The 17,957-nt window shown below is 41.5% G+C and carries 17 protein-coding genes; 9 read left to right on the top strand and 8 right to left on the bottom strand.

Features of this window, described 5'->3' with window-relative positions; translation table 11 throughout:
• Positions 1 to 429: 429 nt before the first annotated feature.
• The 4 genes from WA1_RS28695 to WA1_RS28680 all read left to right on the top strand — a co-directional run bounded on the left by WA1_RS28695 (position 430) and on the right by WA1_RS28680 (position 5,391).
• Positions 430 to 2,166 (top strand): iron uptake porin, encoded by a 1,737-nt coding sequence (locus WA1_RS28695; protein WP_017747158.1) that lies wholly within the window; start codon positions 430 to 432, stop codon positions 2,164 to 2,166.
• A gap of 377 nt (positions 2,167 to 2,543) precedes the next feature.
• A complete protein-coding gene (locus WA1_RS28690; RefSeq protein WP_017747159.1) occupies positions 2,544 to 3,257 on the top strand; it encodes a rubrerythrin family protein in 714 nt (237 codons plus the stop codon).
• A 179-nt stretch (positions 3,258 to 3,436) separates the two neighbouring features.
• Positions 3,437 to 4,204: a DUF1350 family protein gene (locus WA1_RS28685; RefSeq protein ID WP_017747160.1), complete on the top strand. Its 768-nt coding sequence runs from the start codon at positions 3,437 to 3,439 to the stop codon at positions 4,202 to 4,204.
• A 50-nt stretch (positions 4,205 to 4,254) separates the two neighbouring features.
• On the top strand, positions 4,255 to 5,391 hold the full coding sequence (locus tag WA1_RS28680; RefSeq protein ID WP_026135074.1) for a SpoIIE family protein phosphatase: 1,137 nt from the start codon (positions 4,255 to 4,257) through the stop codon (positions 5,389 to 5,391).
• On the opposite strand, the gene WA1_RS28675 is transcribed toward WA1_RS28680, so the two are convergent.
• From WA1_RS28675 to WA1_RS57350, 5 genes are all read right to left on the bottom strand, one after another.
• Positions 5,388 to 5,723, bottom strand: coding sequence for an STAS domain-containing protein (locus WA1_RS28675; RefSeq protein WP_017747162.1), 336 nt, complete (start codon positions 5,721 to 5,723; stop codon positions 5,388 to 5,390). The genes WA1_RS28680 and WA1_RS28675 overlap by 4 nt on opposite strands.
• A 184-nt stretch (positions 5,724 to 5,907) precedes the next feature.
• On the bottom strand, positions 5,908 to 6,171 hold the full coding sequence (locus WA1_RS53380; protein ID WP_272819445.1) for an ATP-binding protein: 264 nt from the start codon (positions 6,169 to 6,171) through the stop codon (positions 5,908 to 5,910).
• A gap of 177 nt (positions 6,172 to 6,348) precedes the next feature.
• Positions 6,349 to 6,981, bottom strand: coding sequence for a nucleotide exchange factor GrpE (gene grpE, locus WA1_RS28670; RefSeq protein WP_051077107.1), 633 nt, complete (start codon positions 6,979 to 6,981; stop codon positions 6,349 to 6,351).
• A 152-nt stretch (positions 6,982 to 7,133) separates the two neighbouring features.
• Positions 7,134 to 7,397 carry a ParB N-terminal domain-containing protein gene (locus WA1_RS28665; protein WP_017747164.1) on the bottom strand — a complete coding sequence of 88 codons (264 nt, stop codon included), beginning with the start codon at positions 7,395 to 7,397 and terminating at the stop codon, positions 7,134 to 7,136.
• Positions 7,398 to 7,825: 428 nt separating this feature from the next.
• Positions 7,826 to 7,987 carry a hypothetical protein gene (locus WA1_RS57350; RefSeq protein WP_017747165.1) on the bottom strand — a complete coding sequence of 54 codons (162 nt, stop codon included), beginning with the start codon at positions 7,985 to 7,987 and terminating at the stop codon, positions 7,826 to 7,828.
• A gap of 50 nt (positions 7,988 to 8,037) precedes the next feature.
• Between WA1_RS57350 and WA1_RS28660 the strand changes: the two genes are divergently transcribed.
• Positions 8,038 to 9,645, top strand: a complete 1,608-nt coding sequence (locus tag WA1_RS28660; RefSeq protein WP_017747166.1) for a SpoIID/LytB domain-containing protein — start codon at positions 8,038 to 8,040, stop codon at positions 9,643 to 9,645.
• 370 nt (positions 9,646 to 10,015) lie between these two features.
• On the opposite strand, the gene WA1_RS28655 is transcribed toward WA1_RS28660, so the two are convergent.
• Positions 10,016 to 10,315, bottom strand: a complete 300-nt coding sequence (locus tag WA1_RS28655) for a ferredoxin (protein WP_017747167.1) — start codon at positions 10,313 to 10,315, stop codon at positions 10,016 to 10,018.
• Positions 10,316 to 10,906: 591 nt separating this feature from the next.
• Here WA1_RS28655 and WA1_RS28650 point away from each other — a divergent pair.
• The gene (locus WA1_RS28650; protein ID WP_017747168.1) at positions 10,907 to 11,914 is read left to right on the top strand and encodes a Gfo/Idh/MocA family protein; all 1,008 of its coding nucleotides are present in this window, start codon (positions 10,907 to 10,909) and stop codon (positions 11,912 to 11,914) included.
• 206 nt (positions 11,915 to 12,120) lie between these two features.
• On the opposite strand, the gene WA1_RS28645 is transcribed toward WA1_RS28650, so the two are convergent.
• Positions 12,121 to 13,332, bottom strand: coding sequence for a TetR family transcriptional regulator (locus WA1_RS28645; RefSeq protein ID WP_017747169.1), 1,212 nt, complete (start codon positions 13,330 to 13,332; stop codon positions 12,121 to 12,123).
• Between the two features lie 138 nt (positions 13,333 to 13,470).
• On the opposite strand from WA1_RS28645, the gene WA1_RS28640 reads away from it, so the two are divergent.
• The 3 genes from WA1_RS28640 to map all read left to right on the top strand — a co-directional run bounded on the left by WA1_RS28640 (position 13,471) and on the right by map (position 16,504).
• On the top strand, positions 13,471 to 14,319 hold the full coding sequence (locus WA1_RS28640) for an acyl-CoA desaturase (RefSeq protein ID WP_017747170.1): 849 nt from the start codon (positions 13,471 to 13,473) through the stop codon (positions 14,317 to 14,319).
• Between the two features lie 153 nt (positions 14,320 to 14,472).
• Entirely contained in the window at positions 14,473 to 15,582 is a 1,110-nt protein-coding gene (locus WA1_RS28635; RefSeq protein ID WP_017747171.1) for a PDDEXK nuclease domain-containing protein, read from the top strand.
• Between the two features lie 139 nt (positions 15,583 to 15,721).
• The gene (gene map / locus WA1_RS28630; RefSeq protein ID WP_017747172.1) at positions 15,722 to 16,504 is read left to right on the top strand and encodes a type I methionyl aminopeptidase; all 783 of its coding nucleotides are present in this window, start codon (positions 15,722 to 15,724) and stop codon (positions 16,502 to 16,504) included.
• Positions 16,505 to 16,556: 52 nt separating this feature from the next.
• Here the strand turns inward: map and WA1_RS28625 are convergent, their stop codons facing one another.
• Positions 16,557 to 17,918, bottom strand: a complete 1,362-nt coding sequence (locus WA1_RS28625; protein ID WP_017747173.1) for a pentapeptide repeat-containing protein — start codon at positions 17,916 to 17,918, stop codon at positions 16,557 to 16,559.
• Positions 17,919 to 17,957: the final 39 nt, after the last annotated feature.

Below are 17,957 nucleotides of genomic sequence, written 5' to 3'. Positions count from 1 at the left end.
ATTGAGGGGCTTTTGACCCATTTGTCAGAAGAAAGAGAGTTAGACTTTGAGATATAAACGAAAATCCCAACCTTCTTCCCTCTTTCCTCTTTCTTCTTCCTTATTTTGGTAAATTTAGCCAGCTAAGTAAACTTTAAAATTTTTGGCTTCAAAATTGCAAGTTACGGTTGGTGTTGAAAACCGGACAAAAGTTCGCAAGATGAAGAATATTTTCAGCAAGAACAGACAAGACCGAAAAAACCGGAAAAGGTATGTTTGTTTGAGAATTTGTAAAAAAAGCTTTACATGGCACAACCTTAAGCGGTAGTTTTACTTATAGTTGTTTTCGTCGGTAAGTTTTCAGATCCCCGACTTCTAAAAGAAGTCGGGGATCTCGTAGCTCCTCACAAAATAAAACAGACCGCTATTTACTATAAAGCCCCTCATCATATGAGAAAGATTTTCAAAACTTTTACTGGTGCGATCGCTTGCTCTTACCTAATGCTTTCGCACAATGCCGGACTAGCTGAGACAACTCAAACCCAAAACATTGCTGAATCTGAACCAGTTCGCAACACTTCTGAATCGGTAACCAAACCCATCACTCAGATAGAGCCAGTTCTCACTCAGTCACCTCAACAGGGAGAACCCCCAACTTCTGGAGCTTCTAATCCAGGCGATCGAGTGACCTCAGTTAGCCAACTGAGAGATGTGCAACCTACTGATTGGGCGTTTCAAGCACTCCAATCGTTAGTTGAGCGTTATGGAGTTATTGCAGGCTACCCCGATGGAACATTTCGGGGAAACCGTGCCATGACACGTTATGAATTTGCAGCAGGTTTAAATGCTGCCTTGGCAAGGATTGATGAACTGATTGCAGCAAGTACAGCAGATTTAGTTTCTCGTGATGACCTAGCAACTTTGCAAAGACTTCAACAAGAGTTTTCTTCAGAATTAGCCACATTGCGGGGACGAGTCGATGCTTTGGAAGCAAAAACGGCGGAAATAGAGGCAAATCAATTCTCCACAACCACAAAATTAACCGGTCAAGTGGTCATAGGATTGAATGCAGGTGGATTTGATGGCGATCGCATTATCGATCCCAGAGATCAAGTCCTTGCCACTGAAAACCCAAACCCTACGATATCATACCGAGCCGGTATAGATTTCAACACAAGTTTCTTTGGTAATGATTTGTTACTGATTCGTATTGACACGGGCAGTGGTACAACTATCAACACAGGTAGTGGTCCAGTTAGAGGTATTGACGATGCGGCGGGATTTTTAGAGCCAACCTTTGGTAGCGTCCTTGACTTTTCTGTTGAACCACCCAATGACACTGATATTGCGCTGGCAAGGGTATCTTACACTTTTCAACCGTTCAAAGACTTCAGAGTTTCTATTGGACCTGATATTCGCACAACTGACTATATTGATCGCAACAGCTATGCTTACCTTAGTTTCCGCGACTTTAGCACTCAAGCATTTACCAACAACTATCTTCTCTTCCCGATTAGCGGTCCATCATCAGGTGCAGCAATTGATTGGAAGCCTAGTGGAGGAGCATTCTCAGTCAGAGCTTTGTATGCAGCATCAGGAGCATCCCAACCAGGCAATTTGAATCTAGAAAATGCTGGTGATGTTCTCCGAGGGACAGCATCGTTTATTCCCCTACTGTATCCCATTAGTCCCAATCGAAACTTTGGCGACGCTGGCATATTTGGTGACACATATCAAGGTACATTTGAACTAGAATATGCTCCTTCTAGAAAATTTGCTTTACGCCTTCAGTACAGTGGTGGTGAAGTTCTAGATAACCGCTACGACGTGTTTGGGGCTAATTTCGAGCTAGCACTTTCATCAAAATTCGCCATATTTGGTCGTTATGGCTATGGGAACTACGACAACACCTTCGTTGGCGACATCAAACCTAACTACTGGATGGCAGGAGTCGCTTTTCCAGACTTGTTTACTAGGGGTGCTTTAGCTGGTATCGCCGCAGGGCAACCCTTCATTGCTAATGAAATTGGTGACTCGACTCAAACCAACTTTGAAGCGTTTTATAACTTTCCTATAAGTTACAACATCCAAGTGACGCCTTTGGTTCAAGTGATTACCAATCCCTCTAACCAAGAATCAAACGGTACGATTGTAACAGGCACATTGCGAACAGTTCTTTCTTTTTAGAGATGCGATCTTTTCTAAGAAGTGCATAAACAGAACCGATTTGCTCCTATATATAACTAAGCCCTCGGGCCACAACCACAATACGGTAGCCCCCTACGCAAAATAAGGGGGTTTTTATTTTTCTGCATAAGTTAAATGTACTGTCTTCTATATATAGTTAGCCCTCCGGGCCACAACCATAATACCTTTAGACCCCCAACTCCAGGGGGTTTTATTTTTACATACCACAAATGCGTAAGTAAAAAGATCTTAAAAAACTTGCTTATCCATACTCGTAATGAGTACAATCTAATTAAGCGTATTCATTATGAGTACGAGTTATCAAGATTGTCCCGATAGCGGCAATCCGTAAATTAATAACTAAGAGAAGAGAAGTAATGGACTTATCCAACTCTAACACCGCAAAGAATTTAGCTGACGCTTTTGCTGGAGAATCAATGGCGAACCGCAAGTATCTGTTCTTTGCAGAAGTTACCCGTCAGTTAGGAATGACGGAATTGTCAAAACTGTTTCGAGAAACAGCAAATCAAGAGACAGAACACGCTTTTGCTCACTTCAGGTTAATGCATCCAGAGTTGGTAGTGAATGATATCGCTTCCTTAACTGAAGAGGAGAAGAAAGCCATTGCTGCCCGTTGTTTGGAATTAGCGATCGAGGGTGAAACCTACGAATATACGATTATGTATCCTGACTTTACAGAAGCAGCACGTGCAGATCGGGATACCAAAGCAGCAGTAGAATTTGAAGCGCAGCAGGTAGAGTCTCGCGAACACGCTCAAATATTCCGTAAAGCAGTACACAACTTTGGATTGCTGACACCCATCGAACACCATCATGCCCGTCAGTATACAGAAGCATTACAATCTTTAGATGGAGTTGCACCCGCACAAAAAGCAACTAGTAGCAATCCAGCTACTCAGAAATGGATTTGCCGTCAGTGTTCCATGATTTACGATCCTGTCGCAGGCGATCCTGATTCAGGAATTGCACCTGGGACACCCTTTGAGGCAATTGCTGAAGATTGGCACTGTCCAATTTGTGGCGCTACGAAGAAAACCTTCGTTCCCTATGAAGAAGCTGTGGCGGCTTAATTATCGGGGTTTCTGGTAAATAAATTATCCGGTGATTGTGGTGCGGGCATCTTGCCCGCCTTTGATCGAGAATGGGCATCTTGCCCCCCCACTCGCCACTCCCCATTTTCCAGACAGGTAAACAAGCTATACGATGAAGAAGTATTAACTTCTAAATTTCTACTGCTAATTTTCCGTACATGGACTGGAAAGAAATATCTGGTAACTGGGTTCTCATTCCGCGAAATCCCATTGGCATCGTTCACTTTCTCGGAGGTGCATTTGTCGCGACAGCACCTCACATTACCTATCGCTGGTTACTAGAACAACTGGCAACTAAAGGCTATGCTGTTATTGCTACGCCGTTCATCAATACTTTGGATCATTACGCGATCGCAAAGTCTGTACTGCTAAATTTTGAACGCGCCTTAGAACGCTTACAAGATTCGTCAGCGATTCGCAAGCGCTACCTTCCCATTTATGGGGTTGGACACAGCATGGGGTGTAAACTCCACTTGCTGATTGGCAGCCTCTTTGCTGTAGAACGTGCTGGTAATATCCTGATATCCTATAACAACTATGCCGCCAGAGATGCCATTCCCCTAGTCGAACAGTTCAACCTGGCTGCTGCTGTCGAGTTTACTCCTTCGCCGTTAAAAATGAACCAACTCGTACAAGAGCAATATGTAGTCCGTCGAAACCTGCTAGTAAAATTTAGCAACGACACCCTTGACCAATCAGCTGCTTTAACTGAACTATTAAAACAGCGCTTTTCAGACATGGTGACAGTACAAACACTTACAGGAACTCACACAACTCCTTTAGGGCAAGATATTAAATGGCAAACAGGTGAATCGTTTTCGCCTTTTGATGCCTTAGGACAGTGGTTCAGGCAAGAAGTATACCGTGACCTTCAGGAGTTGCAACGTACTGTCCTGTTGTGGCTAAATCCCCTATCACCTCCATAAAGACCAGTGACCAGTGACCAGTGACCAGTGACCAATGACTAATGACTAATGTGTTTGAAATTTTAGTAGTTGATGATGACCCTGCCGTACAAATACTTCTGAAAAGAATGCTAGAAAGACAGGGTTACAGGGTGATGGTAGCCAATGATGGAGAGGAAGGAATTGCCAAGGCAATTTCTTGCTGTCCTGCACTTATTATTTGTGATTGGATAATGCCCGGTTTAAACGGAATCGAGGTTTGTAAACAAGTTAAAGCAAATCCCAAATTGTCCACCACCTTTTTTATCCTACTAACATCTTTAGATTCAGTGGCTGACCGTGTTAAGGGGTTAGATGCAGGCGCTGATGACTTTATTACAAAACCTATTGAACAAAATGAATTACAAGCTCGAGTTAGAGCAGGGTTGCGCTTGCATCAAGCTAGCCGAGATTTACAAATTCAAAAGCAAATTCTGGAGTCAGAATTGTCAGAAGCGGCAGAATATGTAAAGTCTCTTCTGCCACCTCCAATGATGCAACCCTTTAAAATTAATTTCCGATTCATTCCCTCACGACAGCTCGGAGGTGATTGCCTGGATTATTATTGGTTAGACCCTGATTATCTGGCGATTTATCTCTTAGATACTGCCGGACATGGATTGAGAGCGGCTCTTCCCTCAATTTCCGTACTCAATTTACTGCGATCGCATGCTCTTAAAGGACTAAATTATTACCAGCCTAGCGACGTATTGAGGGCATTGAATGACACCTTTCAAATGAATTATCAAAATGATAAGTACTTTACCATTTGGTATGGAGTTTACAACCGAAACAAGCGACAGTTAACCTATGCTAGCGCCGGTCATCCACCTGCTATTTTGATATCCAAGCAATCTTCAAAAACCAATGTGGTTAAAAGATTGAGGACACCCGGTATGCCAGTCGGCATGTTTCCTCAAGTAAAGTATGTTGATGGCATCTGTCATATAGAAGAATCCAGTTGCCTTTACATCTTTAGTGACGGGGCTTATGAGATCAGTCTATCAGATGGCACTGTTTGGACTTTAGATGCTTTTATTCAAGTTCTGATTAACTTAGAGCACCGCTTTGACAATAACCTTGATTCTATACTCAATTATATCAATACTTTAAACTCCAAAGATGCTATTGATGATGACTTATCTATAATCCAAATTCAGTTTGATTAACTTCTAGACATAACAGTTTTATTAAATTCCTCTTCATTGGGGAATATTTCAAATACCTTATCCATACCAGTCAATTCAAACAAGATTCTAACTTGTTCGTTTATGGCACAGATAATCAGTTTTTTATCTGCTGCACGCAGAGCTTTAAAGGCTAAAACCAAAGCGCCCAAACCCGAGCTATCCATAAATGTCACATTTTTAAAATCGATTAATACGATTCTTGTGCCATTGTCTTGTTCCAAAATTTCGTTAACTGTTTGTCTAAACTCTTGCCCCTGAGTAGAGTCTAAAATTCCATTGGGTTGAATAACTTTCACAACTGGATTTGCCATATGATTTTGGAACTTGTAGTTATACTAATGATGTGTTGAGTTGGTCAGTACATCTCAATAGTAATTCATTTGAAAAATGACTGCCATAGAAAAAATGTAAGATATAAGTTATTAATGTAAATTAATCATGAATTGTTCGTTTTAATTTCTTATTCATATCCGGGTAAACTCTTGTTCCACCATACTAATGACTCTTTATTGGCGAAGCGGAACAACGATCGCATGCAGGAGCAACGCCCGTTGGTATGGAAAAACACTCCAACGAACCACCATGTTTTTGCGTAACAATCTGGTAACTGATAAAAAGCCCCATTTCACTCCCTTTGTTAATTAACTTAGTTGTAAAGACAGGATCGAAAAGTCGTTGTTTTATCTCTTTTGAGATTCTCACTCCATTATCAATAATAGAAATTTTCACATAATTTTGTTGAAAAACTTCAGTATAAATACGAGTTTTGGGGATTGGACATTGAGAATTAGAAATCGGAAGGGTAGCTTCCCCTTAATAGTATTCCCATCCACTTTCATCAAAATTCAACGTGGCAGTTACAAATTCATAATCTACTTTACAATTCTTTACTTTTTCTCATCACTTCATCCCCCGACACCGATCGCTGGTCACTGGTCACTGGTCACTGTTCACTGTTACTGGGCTAACCTTTGCTCTGTACAACAGCTTGTCACCTTGACGATAACCCGTATATCGGACTTTGACCATTGCGCCTGGTTGTACCCTGCCTTCCATTAACTGATGCAATTGGGGATCGTAAGGTAATTCTACTCCCACAGATGCGATCGCCTCCACACCCCATTGCTGTAAAAGTTTGTCCAAAGGCTTTTGTATCAGTGGCAAAATATTAACCGCAGGTAATTGAGTATTCTCTCTAGCTTTGTGTGCCGCCGTAGGAAACTGCACTAACAAAGATTCCAGCAGTTGCAAACTCGACTGCTGGAACTCTTGTATCAAAACTTGCCGTTGCTGTTGAAGTTGGTCTTGTACTCGCTCGTACTCTTTTCTTATATCCATGATTTGTTTTAATAATTCTTGACTTGGTGGAGTTGCATCCTTTACCAACTCCAGTTGAGAAAAAATTGTAATAAATTCATTTAAAGAAACTTGTAGCGCTTGCGATAGCTTGAGCAACACATCCACTCGCATCTGTTCAACTCCCAACCGTCGCAAACGCAAAATTTGGCGCTCTGAGACGCCAGCAGCAAGACTCAGAGCTTTAAAGCTAGAAATTTCCACCCGTTGCATTAAGTCCTGCAACTTTTGGGTAAAACTACCAGGATTTTGGATTTTGGATTTTGGATTTTGGATTGAAGCCACCCTTAGTTTTTACGCGTCTACTCAAATCTTAAACAAAAATTGGTCACTGGTCACTGGTGACTGGTCACTGGTCACTGTTCTTAAGCCAAATGCATCTTGAGAACACTTTTAGGGGCTTTGCGGACTCTGGCTATGATAGTTTCTTTACCCAAACGTTGGCATGCCTCGTAGCGATGGCACCCAGAAAATCCGTAATATTTTCCCTCAACTTCTAAAACGTCTATTGGCTCTTGCTGTCCAATCTCTGCGATCGATTCCATTAAAGCTAGGACTTTCTCTGGATCGTTCTTTCTGGGCAAAGGTCGCTGTATTTGGTTTAAAGGAATTTCTTGAACTCTGACCATAGTATGTTTTGTTAGTAAATTTTATTGCCTTTAGATAAATCATAGTCGTTATGACTTTAACTAGCAACTGATTGTGTAAGTCAGATGGGTAGTACTATCATCAAAAAATTTATGGTACAAACACGACATTGTTCCAGAAATTTTATGATATTGCAAAAGTATGATGAGGAACACTGGTGGTGAAATAGCCGTCTCCATGTAGAAAATGCTGAGATTTCATCTTTCTCCATAGATTTTGTAGGAAGTGAAATTAAGTATTTATTCTTATAACGATTGCAGTAAATAAGCCAATCGTTTGGGTAACAGAATCAACGGTATCGGCACTGTTTCGTACCAATGAACTGTATTTTTTGTTTATCCGGAATAATATTGCACATTATTGTAAGATGTGCAAAGGAGGTGATAAATGTGGCAATCGCAACACTCAACTAAATAGTTGCAAAGCCATTATCGCTCTTTATAGTTGTTGAACTTCTAAGCAAGTTCTTTGACAAACCTAGTCCTGCCTTAAAAAATAGGGCAGTGACTGAACCAAATAAAACTTCCCAAATTAAACGACGTAAGCTGACCAGCAACAGTTCATCATTCATAATCAAAAAACAACTACCCCTAGATAGATCTGGCGGCAATACTAAGATTCATGAAAATTATCTGGCGTATTTCTTATACCTTACTCCCCTTATTTTGTTTACTAGGTCTAACAGGTGCATCGGGACCTGCGGGCAAAACAAAGGATGCAGAACTCAGGATTGGCATAGTGCAGCGGTTTGGAGACGAACCTACAGAAAAGCTGTTACTCGAACCTACCAAAGGCGATAGTCTGAAGCTAAAATTTCAGGACGGCAACAGACAACAAATCGTTGTCACCAACAAGCCGGTAAAGCTAGAAGTTAAAATGCAACCTTTACCGCAAGCCGCAGTCGAGGAAAGAGTGGTTTTAGGAGTCTACCGTACTTATGAGACTGCTGAAGATAGTGCTAGAAAGTGGCGAGAACGGGGCATAGAAGTGGAGATTGCTCAGCCGGATCGCTGGCAAGTGTGGGCAAAACGGTCTGTATACAAAACGCCTTTACTCAGACGCTTGCTCGTACAAAGCGTACTAGCCGCCGGTCATAAGACGGTATTTGTCGATACCCAAATTTTGCAACAAGTACCGCTTTTAAGCTGGCAAGCAAATGGCAAAAGCTACACTCAGAAGAATATACAGATTAGCAGCAACCAGAATTTAATTCGGGTCAATGAAAGTCAAAAACCGGAGAATGCACGTCTGTATGCCGGAAGGATGGAAGTTCAGCCCAATGCATACGGAAGTTTTACTTTGGTTAACGAAGTGCCTTTAGAAACCTATCTGCGTGGAGTTGTACCCTATGAAATTGGCGCTTCATCACCAACAGCAGCGTTAGAAGTGCAAGCAGTTATTGCGCGGACTTATGCCTTAAGAAATGTACATAGATTTGCTATAGATGGGTATCAATTATGCGCGGATACTCACTGTCAAGTTTACTATGGTTTGAATGGAGTCACTGCGAATACGGATCGAGCGATCGCAGCAACACGAGGTATGGTACTGATCTATCAAAATCAGCTAGTAGATGCCCTCTATTCTTCCACCACTGGTGGCGTGACAGCGTCTTTTAGTGATGTTTGGAATGGTGATGACCGTCCTTACCTACAACCCGTGGTAGATGCCCCAAGTAACAATCTATGGAATTTATCCGGGCAAAGTTTGAAGAATGAAAATAACTTTCAACAGTTTATCAATCTCAAGCAAGGATTTAACGAGAGTCAGAGGGACTTATTCCGGTGGCAAAGGGAAACTAAACTAGAAGATATTGCCCAAGACTTGCAAAAATTTCTGAAAGTGAAGAAAAGCCCCTATGCAAAATTTAAAACTATTAAAGAGATGCAAGTCGTAGAAAGAAGCAAGAGCGGACGTATTCTCAAATTAGAAGTCGATACAAATATAGGTGCTTTTACACTACATAAAGACGAAGTTCGCAGTGCTTTTGCCGCTCCTGTCAGTACATTTTTCTATCTAAAACCCCTCAATAAAGGGCAACCTGGTCTTTGGGGATACGCCTTTATTGGTGGTGGGTTGGGACACGGAGTAGGCTTAAGCCAAACAGGTGCTCAAAATTTAGCCCGCCTCGGCTGGTCAAGCCCAAAAATCCTCCAATTTTATTATCCTGGAACAAAAATGGAAGTTTTCAGGAATGCGATCGAGCAAAACAACAAACTACCAGGATAGAAAATGACCAGTGACCAGTGACCAGTGACAAATGCCCCATGCCTTGCAAATAGGTGTCACACTAAATATTAGGTCAATAAAGCACCGAACACAGTTAGCGCTGCGTTCGGTACTATTTAACATAAACTTAGACTAATTGCCAAAGTAGGTGTATAAAGCAGACACAGCAAAGCCAACAATCTTTTGTCTGTGCTGCTTTTTTCTTATGCTGTCTTTACGACAGCAATTGTTTTTGGAAAAAGCTGATATTTAATACCAAATTGAAAAAAGAATGAGACAGATAGTTGGTTGAGATTAAGTCTAAGCAAGGCTGTCTCAATCCACTCATCTAAAATCCACCTATCCAAAATGGTATGAAGAGGAATGGCCTCTAGTAAAGTTCTTCTTCTTTGTGAGTTTCGATGGTGCAGTCAGAGGTTGGGTAAGCAACGCAGGTCAGTACATATCCTGCTTCAATCTGGTCATCATCCAAGAATGATTGGTCAGACTGGTCAACAGTACCAGAAACCATTTTACCTGCACAAGTGGAGCAAGCACCAGCACGACAGGAGTAAGGCAGTTCTAGACCTTGCTCTTCAGCAATGTCTAGAATGTACTCATCATCTGCTACATCAATTGTTTTGTTTACACCTTCACTTTCATTGATAAGTGTGACTTTGTACGTAGGCATTTGGTAATCCTCTCTTTGTTCAACGGCAGTATAAGTTATCTTAAAGCAAATATAACGGCTTATCTTTACAGATCTGCCGCTGTTCCAAATTTGCTTCACTTTTGATACTACGAGAAAACTAAAAGGATGCAACTGGAATTTAAGCCCGATTAGTAATGAAATTTAGTTACCCAATCACGATTAGTTTTACTTATATTAATCAGCAGCAACTTGCTAGATGATTAGATAATTTTATGACTACAAAAAAAATTTAAATACAGGTCAATTCGTTACTTGCGATCGCAGTTTATTATACAATTGCCTAATTAGCGAAAGAATTTACGACTACAAGCCAAAGACTTCCTTAATTATACTGAGAGATTAGATGCGTCAGTAGGTACTAACTACTGTAGGTAGAGCGAAAGACCACCATAGAACACTTCTAATGGGTTTTAGCCCTACCTACGTATATTTTTAGAAATCAAACAGGATTCCTCATTGCTAATTTATTAAAGAAAGTTATAATTTTTAGACAAAACTGGAAGTAGAAAAACGCACTTTGATGAAAAATCTAAGTGTAAGTACGATAGGGTAGACAGATTGGTGACTCCAATGTATAGTAACTCAGTATTTTTGCAAGAAAATTCTGTACGAGTAGGTTTAGTTGGTACTGGAGCTGCCGCAAAGCTCAGGGCTGAGGCATTTCTACAAGATGAGCGTTCCCATTTAGTTGCAGTGGCTGGCAATACACCAGAAAAGACAGAAGCCTTTGCCAGAAACTACCAAGCAGAAATGGTCGATTCTTGGCAAGATCTTGTGCAGCAAGAAAATGTAGACTTGGTTGTCATTTGTAGTGTCAATAGGGATCACGGCGCAGTTGTACGGGAAGCGTTGAAGAATGGCAAACATGTGGTAGTAGAATATCCACTTTCTTTTGATGTGGTAGAAGCTGAAGAATTAATCGCACTTTCAAAAACACAAAACCGACTTTTACACGTCGAACATATTGAAATGTTGGGTGGATTACATCAAGCTGTAAAGCAACACTTACCGAAAATTGGTCAAGCATTTTTTGTCCGTTACAACACTATCAAACCCGAACATCCCGCACCTCGAAAATGGACGTACAATCACGAGCTTTTTGGTTTTCCGTTGATAGGTGGTTTGTCCCGATTGCACCGTCTTATAGATTTATTTGGTGAAGTTATGTCGGTAAATTGTCATAACCGATTTTGGACAGTAGAAACAGATTATTACCAAAGCTGTTTCTGTGAAGCTCAACTTTCCTTTCGCAGTGGATTGTTAGGTCACGTTATTTATGGTAAAGGTGAGACTCTATGGCAACTAGAACGTAAGTTTGAAGTTCATGGCGAAAATGGAGGACTTCTTTTTAATGACGATACGGGTGTTCTGGTACAAGCAGGAGAAAGAAAACCTATAGAAATTGGAACTCGACGAGGTTTATTTGCTAAAGATACAACAATGGTTTTGGATCGTTTAATCAATGGCACTCCCTTGTATCTAACTCCAGAGGAAAGTTTATACACTCTTAGAGTTGCAGATGCAGCAAGGCGTTCTACTGAAGAGGGCGTAACAGTGCTTGTTAACAGTGCTTGTTAACAGTGACCAGTGACCAGTGACCAGTGACCAGTGACCAGTGACCAGTGACCAGTGACCAGTGACCAGTGACCAGAGTCTAGAACCACAGCATTTTGTTGTGGCATTTTGTTGTGGAACGGGCGTCCCCGCCCGTTCATACTGGAGAGGGAATAGCCCCTACCCCCTACCCTCTACCCCCTACTCCCTACTCCCTACTCCCTTTCTTCCTAAGGTTTCCGATCTAAAACAATAGCCTGCTTCAGAGCCGCTTTTTCTCTAGCTCGACGAGCATACGGTTGTAGTTTAGTCAAGTTCCAACATGTAATTAAACTCATATCTTCCAAATTCATTCCCTTCATCAACATATCCACACACCACGTTTGTTGAGCTTGCTCAATAACTGGTTGTTGCCCTTCAGGTGTCAATAACCCTTCGGTTAAAATTTGCCAGCGTTGGTGTATTTCTATCTCTGAGATTGGCACACTATTATCGTTAAGAAATAATGCCAAGTGCTCATCTTTACGACTCTTTAGCCATTGAGTTAATGGATTGCGCGTGTAAGAACCATATCGCTGCCCTAAAATCCATTGATTAATCGGCACTTGTCGAATAGAATCTTGAGTTATTTGTAAAAAGTGCTGTTTGGCATCTGTTATTTGGTGCATTCGCTCTAAGTTGACAATTTCTACTGGAGATAAACCCGCCCCAAATAAAACGTACATGAGAGCATAATCTCGAAGCCCGGATTTTCTGGCTTTTTGCAAAATAGTATGAACTAAATGAGCTGATAAATCTATGACTTTCTCTGTTAGTAGAGAGCCACTATTTATTAAACTAGTAGAATTTGTCACTTGGTTTAAAAACAGCGTTACTAAATTTTCTAAAAACTCATCTCTATTACGCCAAAGTTCGTGAGATTCACTTGTAAATTCAACTACAGCATACCCCAATAACATACTATTAAGTAAACTTGCTAGCTTGTCGGCTGATAAATGCGTATATAGCTTTTCTCGTTCCATCACTGTTGCTAAGTATTCAGCAACATAGTGGTTGGCTTGGGTTAAACCTTTTCCAATCGCCTGACGGTTTTCAACTGAGTAATGTCCTGCCTCACCAACCACAGAACGAACTAACTGTGGGAATTTATCCAGAGTCTGTAATCGATCTTCACAATAATCTTTCAGAGCTTGATAAACACTGGTCGTGTGGCTGGCTTGTATTTTTAACAATTCACCGAGTTTTTGAAACACTGGGGATTCGGAAATGACTGCTAAAAGCAACCCGTATTTATTCCCAAAATGCCGAAAAAGCGTCACTTCGTTGACTTCGGCTAATTCTGCAACGGCTTTTGTTGTCGTTTCTGTGATTCCTTGAGTTGCAAATAAGAATCTGGCTGCGTCGATCAGTCGCTGTCGAGTTGAAATGATTTGACCATTCATAAGTGAAGAATGCAAGTAGCACTTGCATTTAAATTTTATCTTTGCTAAGCTAGGAAATGTAAGTGGCACTTGCACTCTCAATTCCTACTTTAACTCTCTCCCCTAGTTTCTACAGTACTTACGTGGAAGGAAAAATTCATGACTATAAACTCAGATGCGGCTGCCTTGAAGCAGTCATTTGCTCTGAGCTGGACTAATGTGGCATTTTTCGGTACGATTCATGCCCTGGCAATGCTCGCTCCCTGGTGTTTTTCTTGGTCTGCTTTAGCAATAACAATATTCCTACACTGGTTGTTTGGCAGTATTGGAATTTGCCTAGGCTATCACCGACTTTTGAGCCACCGCAGTTTTTCTGTACCAAAATGGTTAGAATATGCGATCGCCACATTAGGCGCTCTTGCCATACAAGGAGGACCAACCTTTTGGGTTGCTGGGCATCGGTTACACCACGCCCATACAGAGAACATAGACAAAGATCCTTACTCTTCCCGGCGTGGTTTTTGGTGGAGTCATATGCTTTGGATATTTTATCCGCGTTCGGAGTTTTTTGACCCCGAACACTATAAAAGATTTGCTCCTGAAATAGAGCGCGATGCATATTATCGTTGGTTAGATCGTTACTTTTTACTGCTTCAAATTCCCTTGGGTGCCTTATTGTATGCTTTGGGAGGTTGGAGTTTTATTATCTATGGCGTTTTTCTCAGAGCTGTTTTGCTTTGGCACACCACGTGGCTCATTAATTCTGCAACCCACATTAGTGGTTATCGCAATTTCCAGTTAAATGATAATTCTCGTAATCTTTGGTGGGCAGCAATTTTAACTTATGGAGAAGGTTGGCACAACAATCATCACGCTCACCCAAATGTAGCACAAGCTGGATTGCATTGGTGGGAAATAGATATGACTTGGTGGTCAATTAAAATTCTGCAAAATTTGGGATTAGCTAAGAAAGTTACCATGTTTCCAAAACCGAAAGTGGGAATTTAGTTAATTATCTTCAAACTACTCTATACAGCAGTCTTAAAAGATCCCCGACTTCTTAAAGAAGTCGGGGATCTGAGTCTTTTCCAAAAAACGTTTCAATTATAATGAAAAGTATAGTATTATTTAAAACACTTTTTGCAAATTATCTTACCTCTTATGATCGACGGCTACGACAATACTCTCACTGATGTAATCAAATTACTTGAATCATCTCGTCGTGCTGCGGCTCGTTCGGTGAATGCCATCATGACGGCGACTTACTGGGAAATAGGGCGTAGAATTGTAGAGCTTGAGCAGAGTGGAGAGCAGAGAGCAGAGTATGGGGCAGCCGTCATCAAACGATTGTCAGACGATTTATTAGCAAGATTTGGCAAAGGGTTTTCTCGAAGTAATCTCCAACAAATGCGTGCTTTTTACTTAGAATGGAACATTTGCCAGACACTGTCTGGCAAATCTAACTTATATACTAATATTGACCAGACAGTGTCTGGTCAATTAGATTTATCAGCTTTAGCCAAAGAATTTTCATTACCTTGGTCGCATTATGTGCGACTTTTGACTGTTAAAAATATCAATGCTATAAAATTTTATGAAGCTGAAGCACTAAGGGCTGGGTGGAGCGAAAGACAACTTAAAAGACAAATAGAAAGTCAATTTTATGAACGAGTAGCCATTTCGGAAGATAAAGCGTCATTACTGAATAAAGGTGAAGAAAAGCAAAAAGAAGATATCATAACTCCAGAACAAGAAATTAAAGACTCCTTCATATTAGAATTTTTAGGGTTAAAGGATGAATACTCAGAAAGCGATTTAGAACAAGCTTTAATTGATAATTTAGAGCATTTTTTACTAGAATTAGGCAGTGAATATTCTTTTGTCGGTCGTCAGCGACGGTTACGTATTGGTGATGAGTGGTATAGAGTAGATTTATTATTCTTCCATCGGGTGTTGAAATGTCTTATAATTATTGACTTGAAATTAGGAAAACTAACACCTGCTGACACCGGACAAATGAATTTTTATGTTAATTACGCCAAAGAAAATTGGACATATCCAGGAGAAAATCCCCCCGGTGGTTTAATATTGTGTAGCGAAAAAGATGAAGCTGTTGTACACTATGCATTAGCCAATTTACCTAATGTCCTAGCCGCAGAGTATCAATTAAAACTACCTGACGAAGAAAAGCTAGCGGCACAGATAGAAGAAGCCAGAAAGACTATAGAAGAAAAAATGTTCCTTGCTCAACAGCCCGACAACCGAAAATAGGGAGTAGGGAGTACGGAGTGGGTGGAGGATTTATTTTCATGACAAGCGTTGTGACCAATTTCCTCCCAATAACAAATGACAAATGACAAATGACACTCTCTACTGAGATGCGCCTACCTTGTGTTTTAAACTAAATTTTATGAACAACAGCAAAACAATTGTCTTATTATCTAGCAGAGAAATAGAAAAAATGCGTAAGGCTGGGCGCTTGGCTGCTCAACTTTTGCATCACCTTGAACCAATGGTTAAACCAGGGGTTAGCACTCTGGAGCTAAATGATGAAGCAGAACGTTGGACGCAAGCTCATGGAGCAAAAAGCGCCCCTCTCGGTTATAAAGGTTTTCCCAAGTCCATATGTACCAGTATTAATGAAGTGGTTTGTCATGGCATTCCCAATGCCATGCAAATTCTTCGCGATGGAGACATTATTAATATTGATGTGACACTCATCGTGGATGGTTACCACGGTGATACATCAGAGACATTTTTTGTCGGTACACCTTCCCCCACAGCTCAAAAGCTGGTAGATGTTACAAAAGAGTGCCGTCGCCGAGGTATAAAGGAAGTTAAACCAGGAGGATACATCGGAGATATTGGGGCTGCAATTCAAGAGTACGCAGAATCGCAAGGTTTTTCTGTGGTGCGAGACTTTGTAGGACACGGTATCAGTCACACTTTCCATACTCCACCGGAAATTCCTCACTACGGTATCCGTGGGAAAGGAAAACGTCTCAGACCGGGTATGGTTTTTACTATAGAACCCATGATTAACGAAGGAACCTGGGAGGTGGAAGTTTTAAGCGATGGCTGGACTGCATTGACACGCGATCGCAAACTCAGCGCCCAATGCGAGCATACGTTAGCAGTGACAGAAGAAGGTGTTGAAGTCCTCACTTTACCTGAAGGTGAGATTTTTTCTTAGTCGTCACTGGTCACCGGTCACTGGTCACTGGTCACTGGTCACTGGTCACTGGTCACTGGTCACTTAATTTACTTGGAATCCCTTCGCAACCGCCTGGGATAGTATTTCTTGTTTTTTCACCACACCAGGCGCAGCAGTAGTATCTTGCAGATTCAGACATCCGTTGAGCGTCGGTGAAATCAGCATTTTCTACAACAGCACCAGTATATTCGCCAGTTTCATAGTCTGGTGGTTCAGTACGGCTGCGGGGTGATGCTTTTTCAACAGAACCGTAGAACAGGCGAGTTCCATTGAGGTCAGCACCAGTAAGATTGGTTTCATATAAGATAGAGCGGGAGAGGTTGGCTTTTACCAAATCGCAACTACTGAGGTCAGCGCGGACAAAATTGACCTCAGATAAGTCAGTCCACCGCAAATCTGTCCCAGCAAGGTCTGCTCCTGCTAGCATAACCCCCAAATCGATAACGCGCACGCCCTCAATACGGTCTTCAGCATAACCACCAACGCCATTTAGAATCGGTCTACCCAATCGACGATCGCGTTTCAGAGGAGTCAGCAGTCTAGATCGTGAGAGAAAGCGCAGTATTTTTGCTTTACCACTTCCATCAACACTACTTAAGATTGCTGCAGTTCGACCTTCTGCGATCGCTCTTTCTTGAGGCCAATCTTCTAATAATCCTTCTTCATCCAATACTAAGTCAGAAATGCCTTGAAAATATGAGTCAATTGTCTGTTGCTGGGTAATGATATTTTGCTGAATGGTGAGAAAGTTTTGCTGAATCGTCAGGTCTTTAGAAATCACATATTGTCGCCAAGCAACGTATACCGCGATAATGGCGATGAGAATTTGTCCCAATGCACCAAACCACTCTGCTAGTGTCCCAGAAGCTTCCCAGTTAATTTTGCGTCCCCAATCGAGAAGGCGATCGCCAAAACCGCTAAACTTGACTGTACCTACAAGAGCTGCTACCACTCCCAAAAACGCAACAAATATGGCTCGCTCTTGTGCTGAAAACCACTGCTTTATAGCCGTTTCTACTGCTGGTAACAGCACCGCAAGCGACAAAAGTAGAGCCATCAAGATTCCGCAGACACCAACAATTGAGTTATTGATGGTCATTCCAATAATAATGATCGCGATCGCTACCAGTATAAGCAGTATTGCTCTGGGTTTAACTGTTACAGAGTTAGTAGTGCGTCCATTAACAACAGAACGTAATTGTTGGAGCGTGGATATTCTTTGTGGAGATTGTTGGGATGAAATTGCGGCTAAAGCCTGCTGGGTAGCAAGTTCAGTGGGGAATAGGGGATTTTCACATCGCCCATCTTCAAAGTCATCTGGCTGTAAGATGTCTTCTGAGAGGGAGTCTTGTGAGTGAGACTTGGATGAGTTGGAGTTGGATTCAATCGACATATTTATATTTTGGCACTAGCACGCCCCGATTCAACAGTG

Source organism: Scytonema hofmannii PCC 7110 (assembly GCF_000346485.2).
Lineage (GTDB): Bacteria > Cyanobacteriota > Cyanobacteriia > Cyanobacteriales > Nostocaceae > Scytonema > Scytonema hofmannii.
The sequence above is the reverse complement of the archived record's forward strand: the minus strand, read 5'-3'. Positions and strand labels throughout refer to the sequence as shown.

Bases quoted from the DNA above. Each gene is read 5' to 3' on its own strand.
- WA1_RS28695 (WP_017747158.1), top strand. From the start codon at position 430: ATGAGAAAGATTTTCAAAACTTTTACTGGTGCGATCGCTTGCTCTTAC.
- WA1_RS28690 (WP_017747159.1), top strand. From the start codon at position 2,544: ATGGACTTATCCAACTCTAACACCGCAAAGAATTTAGCTGACGCTTTT.
- WA1_RS28685 (WP_017747160.1), top strand. From the start codon at position 3,437: ATGGACTGGAAAGAAATATCTGGTAACTGGGTTCTCATTCCGCGAAAT.
- WA1_RS28675 (WP_017747162.1), bottom strand. From the start codon at position 5,723: ATGGCAAATCCAGTTGTGAAAGTTATTCAACCCAATGGAATTTTAGAC.
- grpE (WP_051077107.1), bottom strand. From the start codon at position 6,981: ATGCAACGGGTGGAAATTTCTAGCTTTAAAGCTCTGAGTCTTGCTGCT.
- WA1_RS28665 (WP_017747164.1), bottom strand. From the start codon at position 7,397: ATGGTCAGAGTTCAAGAAATTCCTTTAAACCAAATACAGCGACCTTTG.
- WA1_RS57350 (WP_017747165.1), bottom strand. From the start codon at position 7,987: ATGAATGATGAACTGTTGCTGGTCAGCTTACGTCGTTTAATTTGGGAA.
- WA1_RS28660 (WP_017747166.1), top strand. From the start codon at position 8,038: ATGAAAATTATCTGGCGTATTTCTTATACCTTACTCCCCTTATTTTGT.
- WA1_RS28655 (WP_017747167.1), bottom strand. From the start codon at position 10,315: ATGCCTACGTACAAAGTCACACTTATCAATGAAAGTGAAGGTGTAAAC.
- WA1_RS28650 (WP_017747168.1), top strand. From the start codon at position 10,907: ATGTATAGTAACTCAGTATTTTTGCAAGAAAATTCTGTACGAGTAGGT.
- WA1_RS28645 (WP_017747169.1), bottom strand. From the start codon at position 13,332: ATGAATGGTCAAATCATTTCAACTCGACAGCGACTGATCGACGCAGCC.
- WA1_RS28640 (WP_017747170.1), top strand. From the start codon at position 13,471: ATGACTATAAACTCAGATGCGGCTGCCTTGAAGCAGTCATTTGCTCTG.
- WA1_RS28635 (WP_017747171.1), top strand. From the start codon at position 14,473: ATGATCGACGGCTACGACAATACTCTCACTGATGTAATCAAATTACTT.
- map (WP_017747172.1), top strand. From the start codon at position 15,722: ATGAACAACAGCAAAACAATTGTCTTATTATCTAGCAGAGAAATAGAA.
- WA1_RS28625 (WP_017747173.1), bottom strand. From the start codon at position 17,918: ATGTCGATTGAATCCAACTCCAACTCATCCAAGTCTCACTCACAAGAC.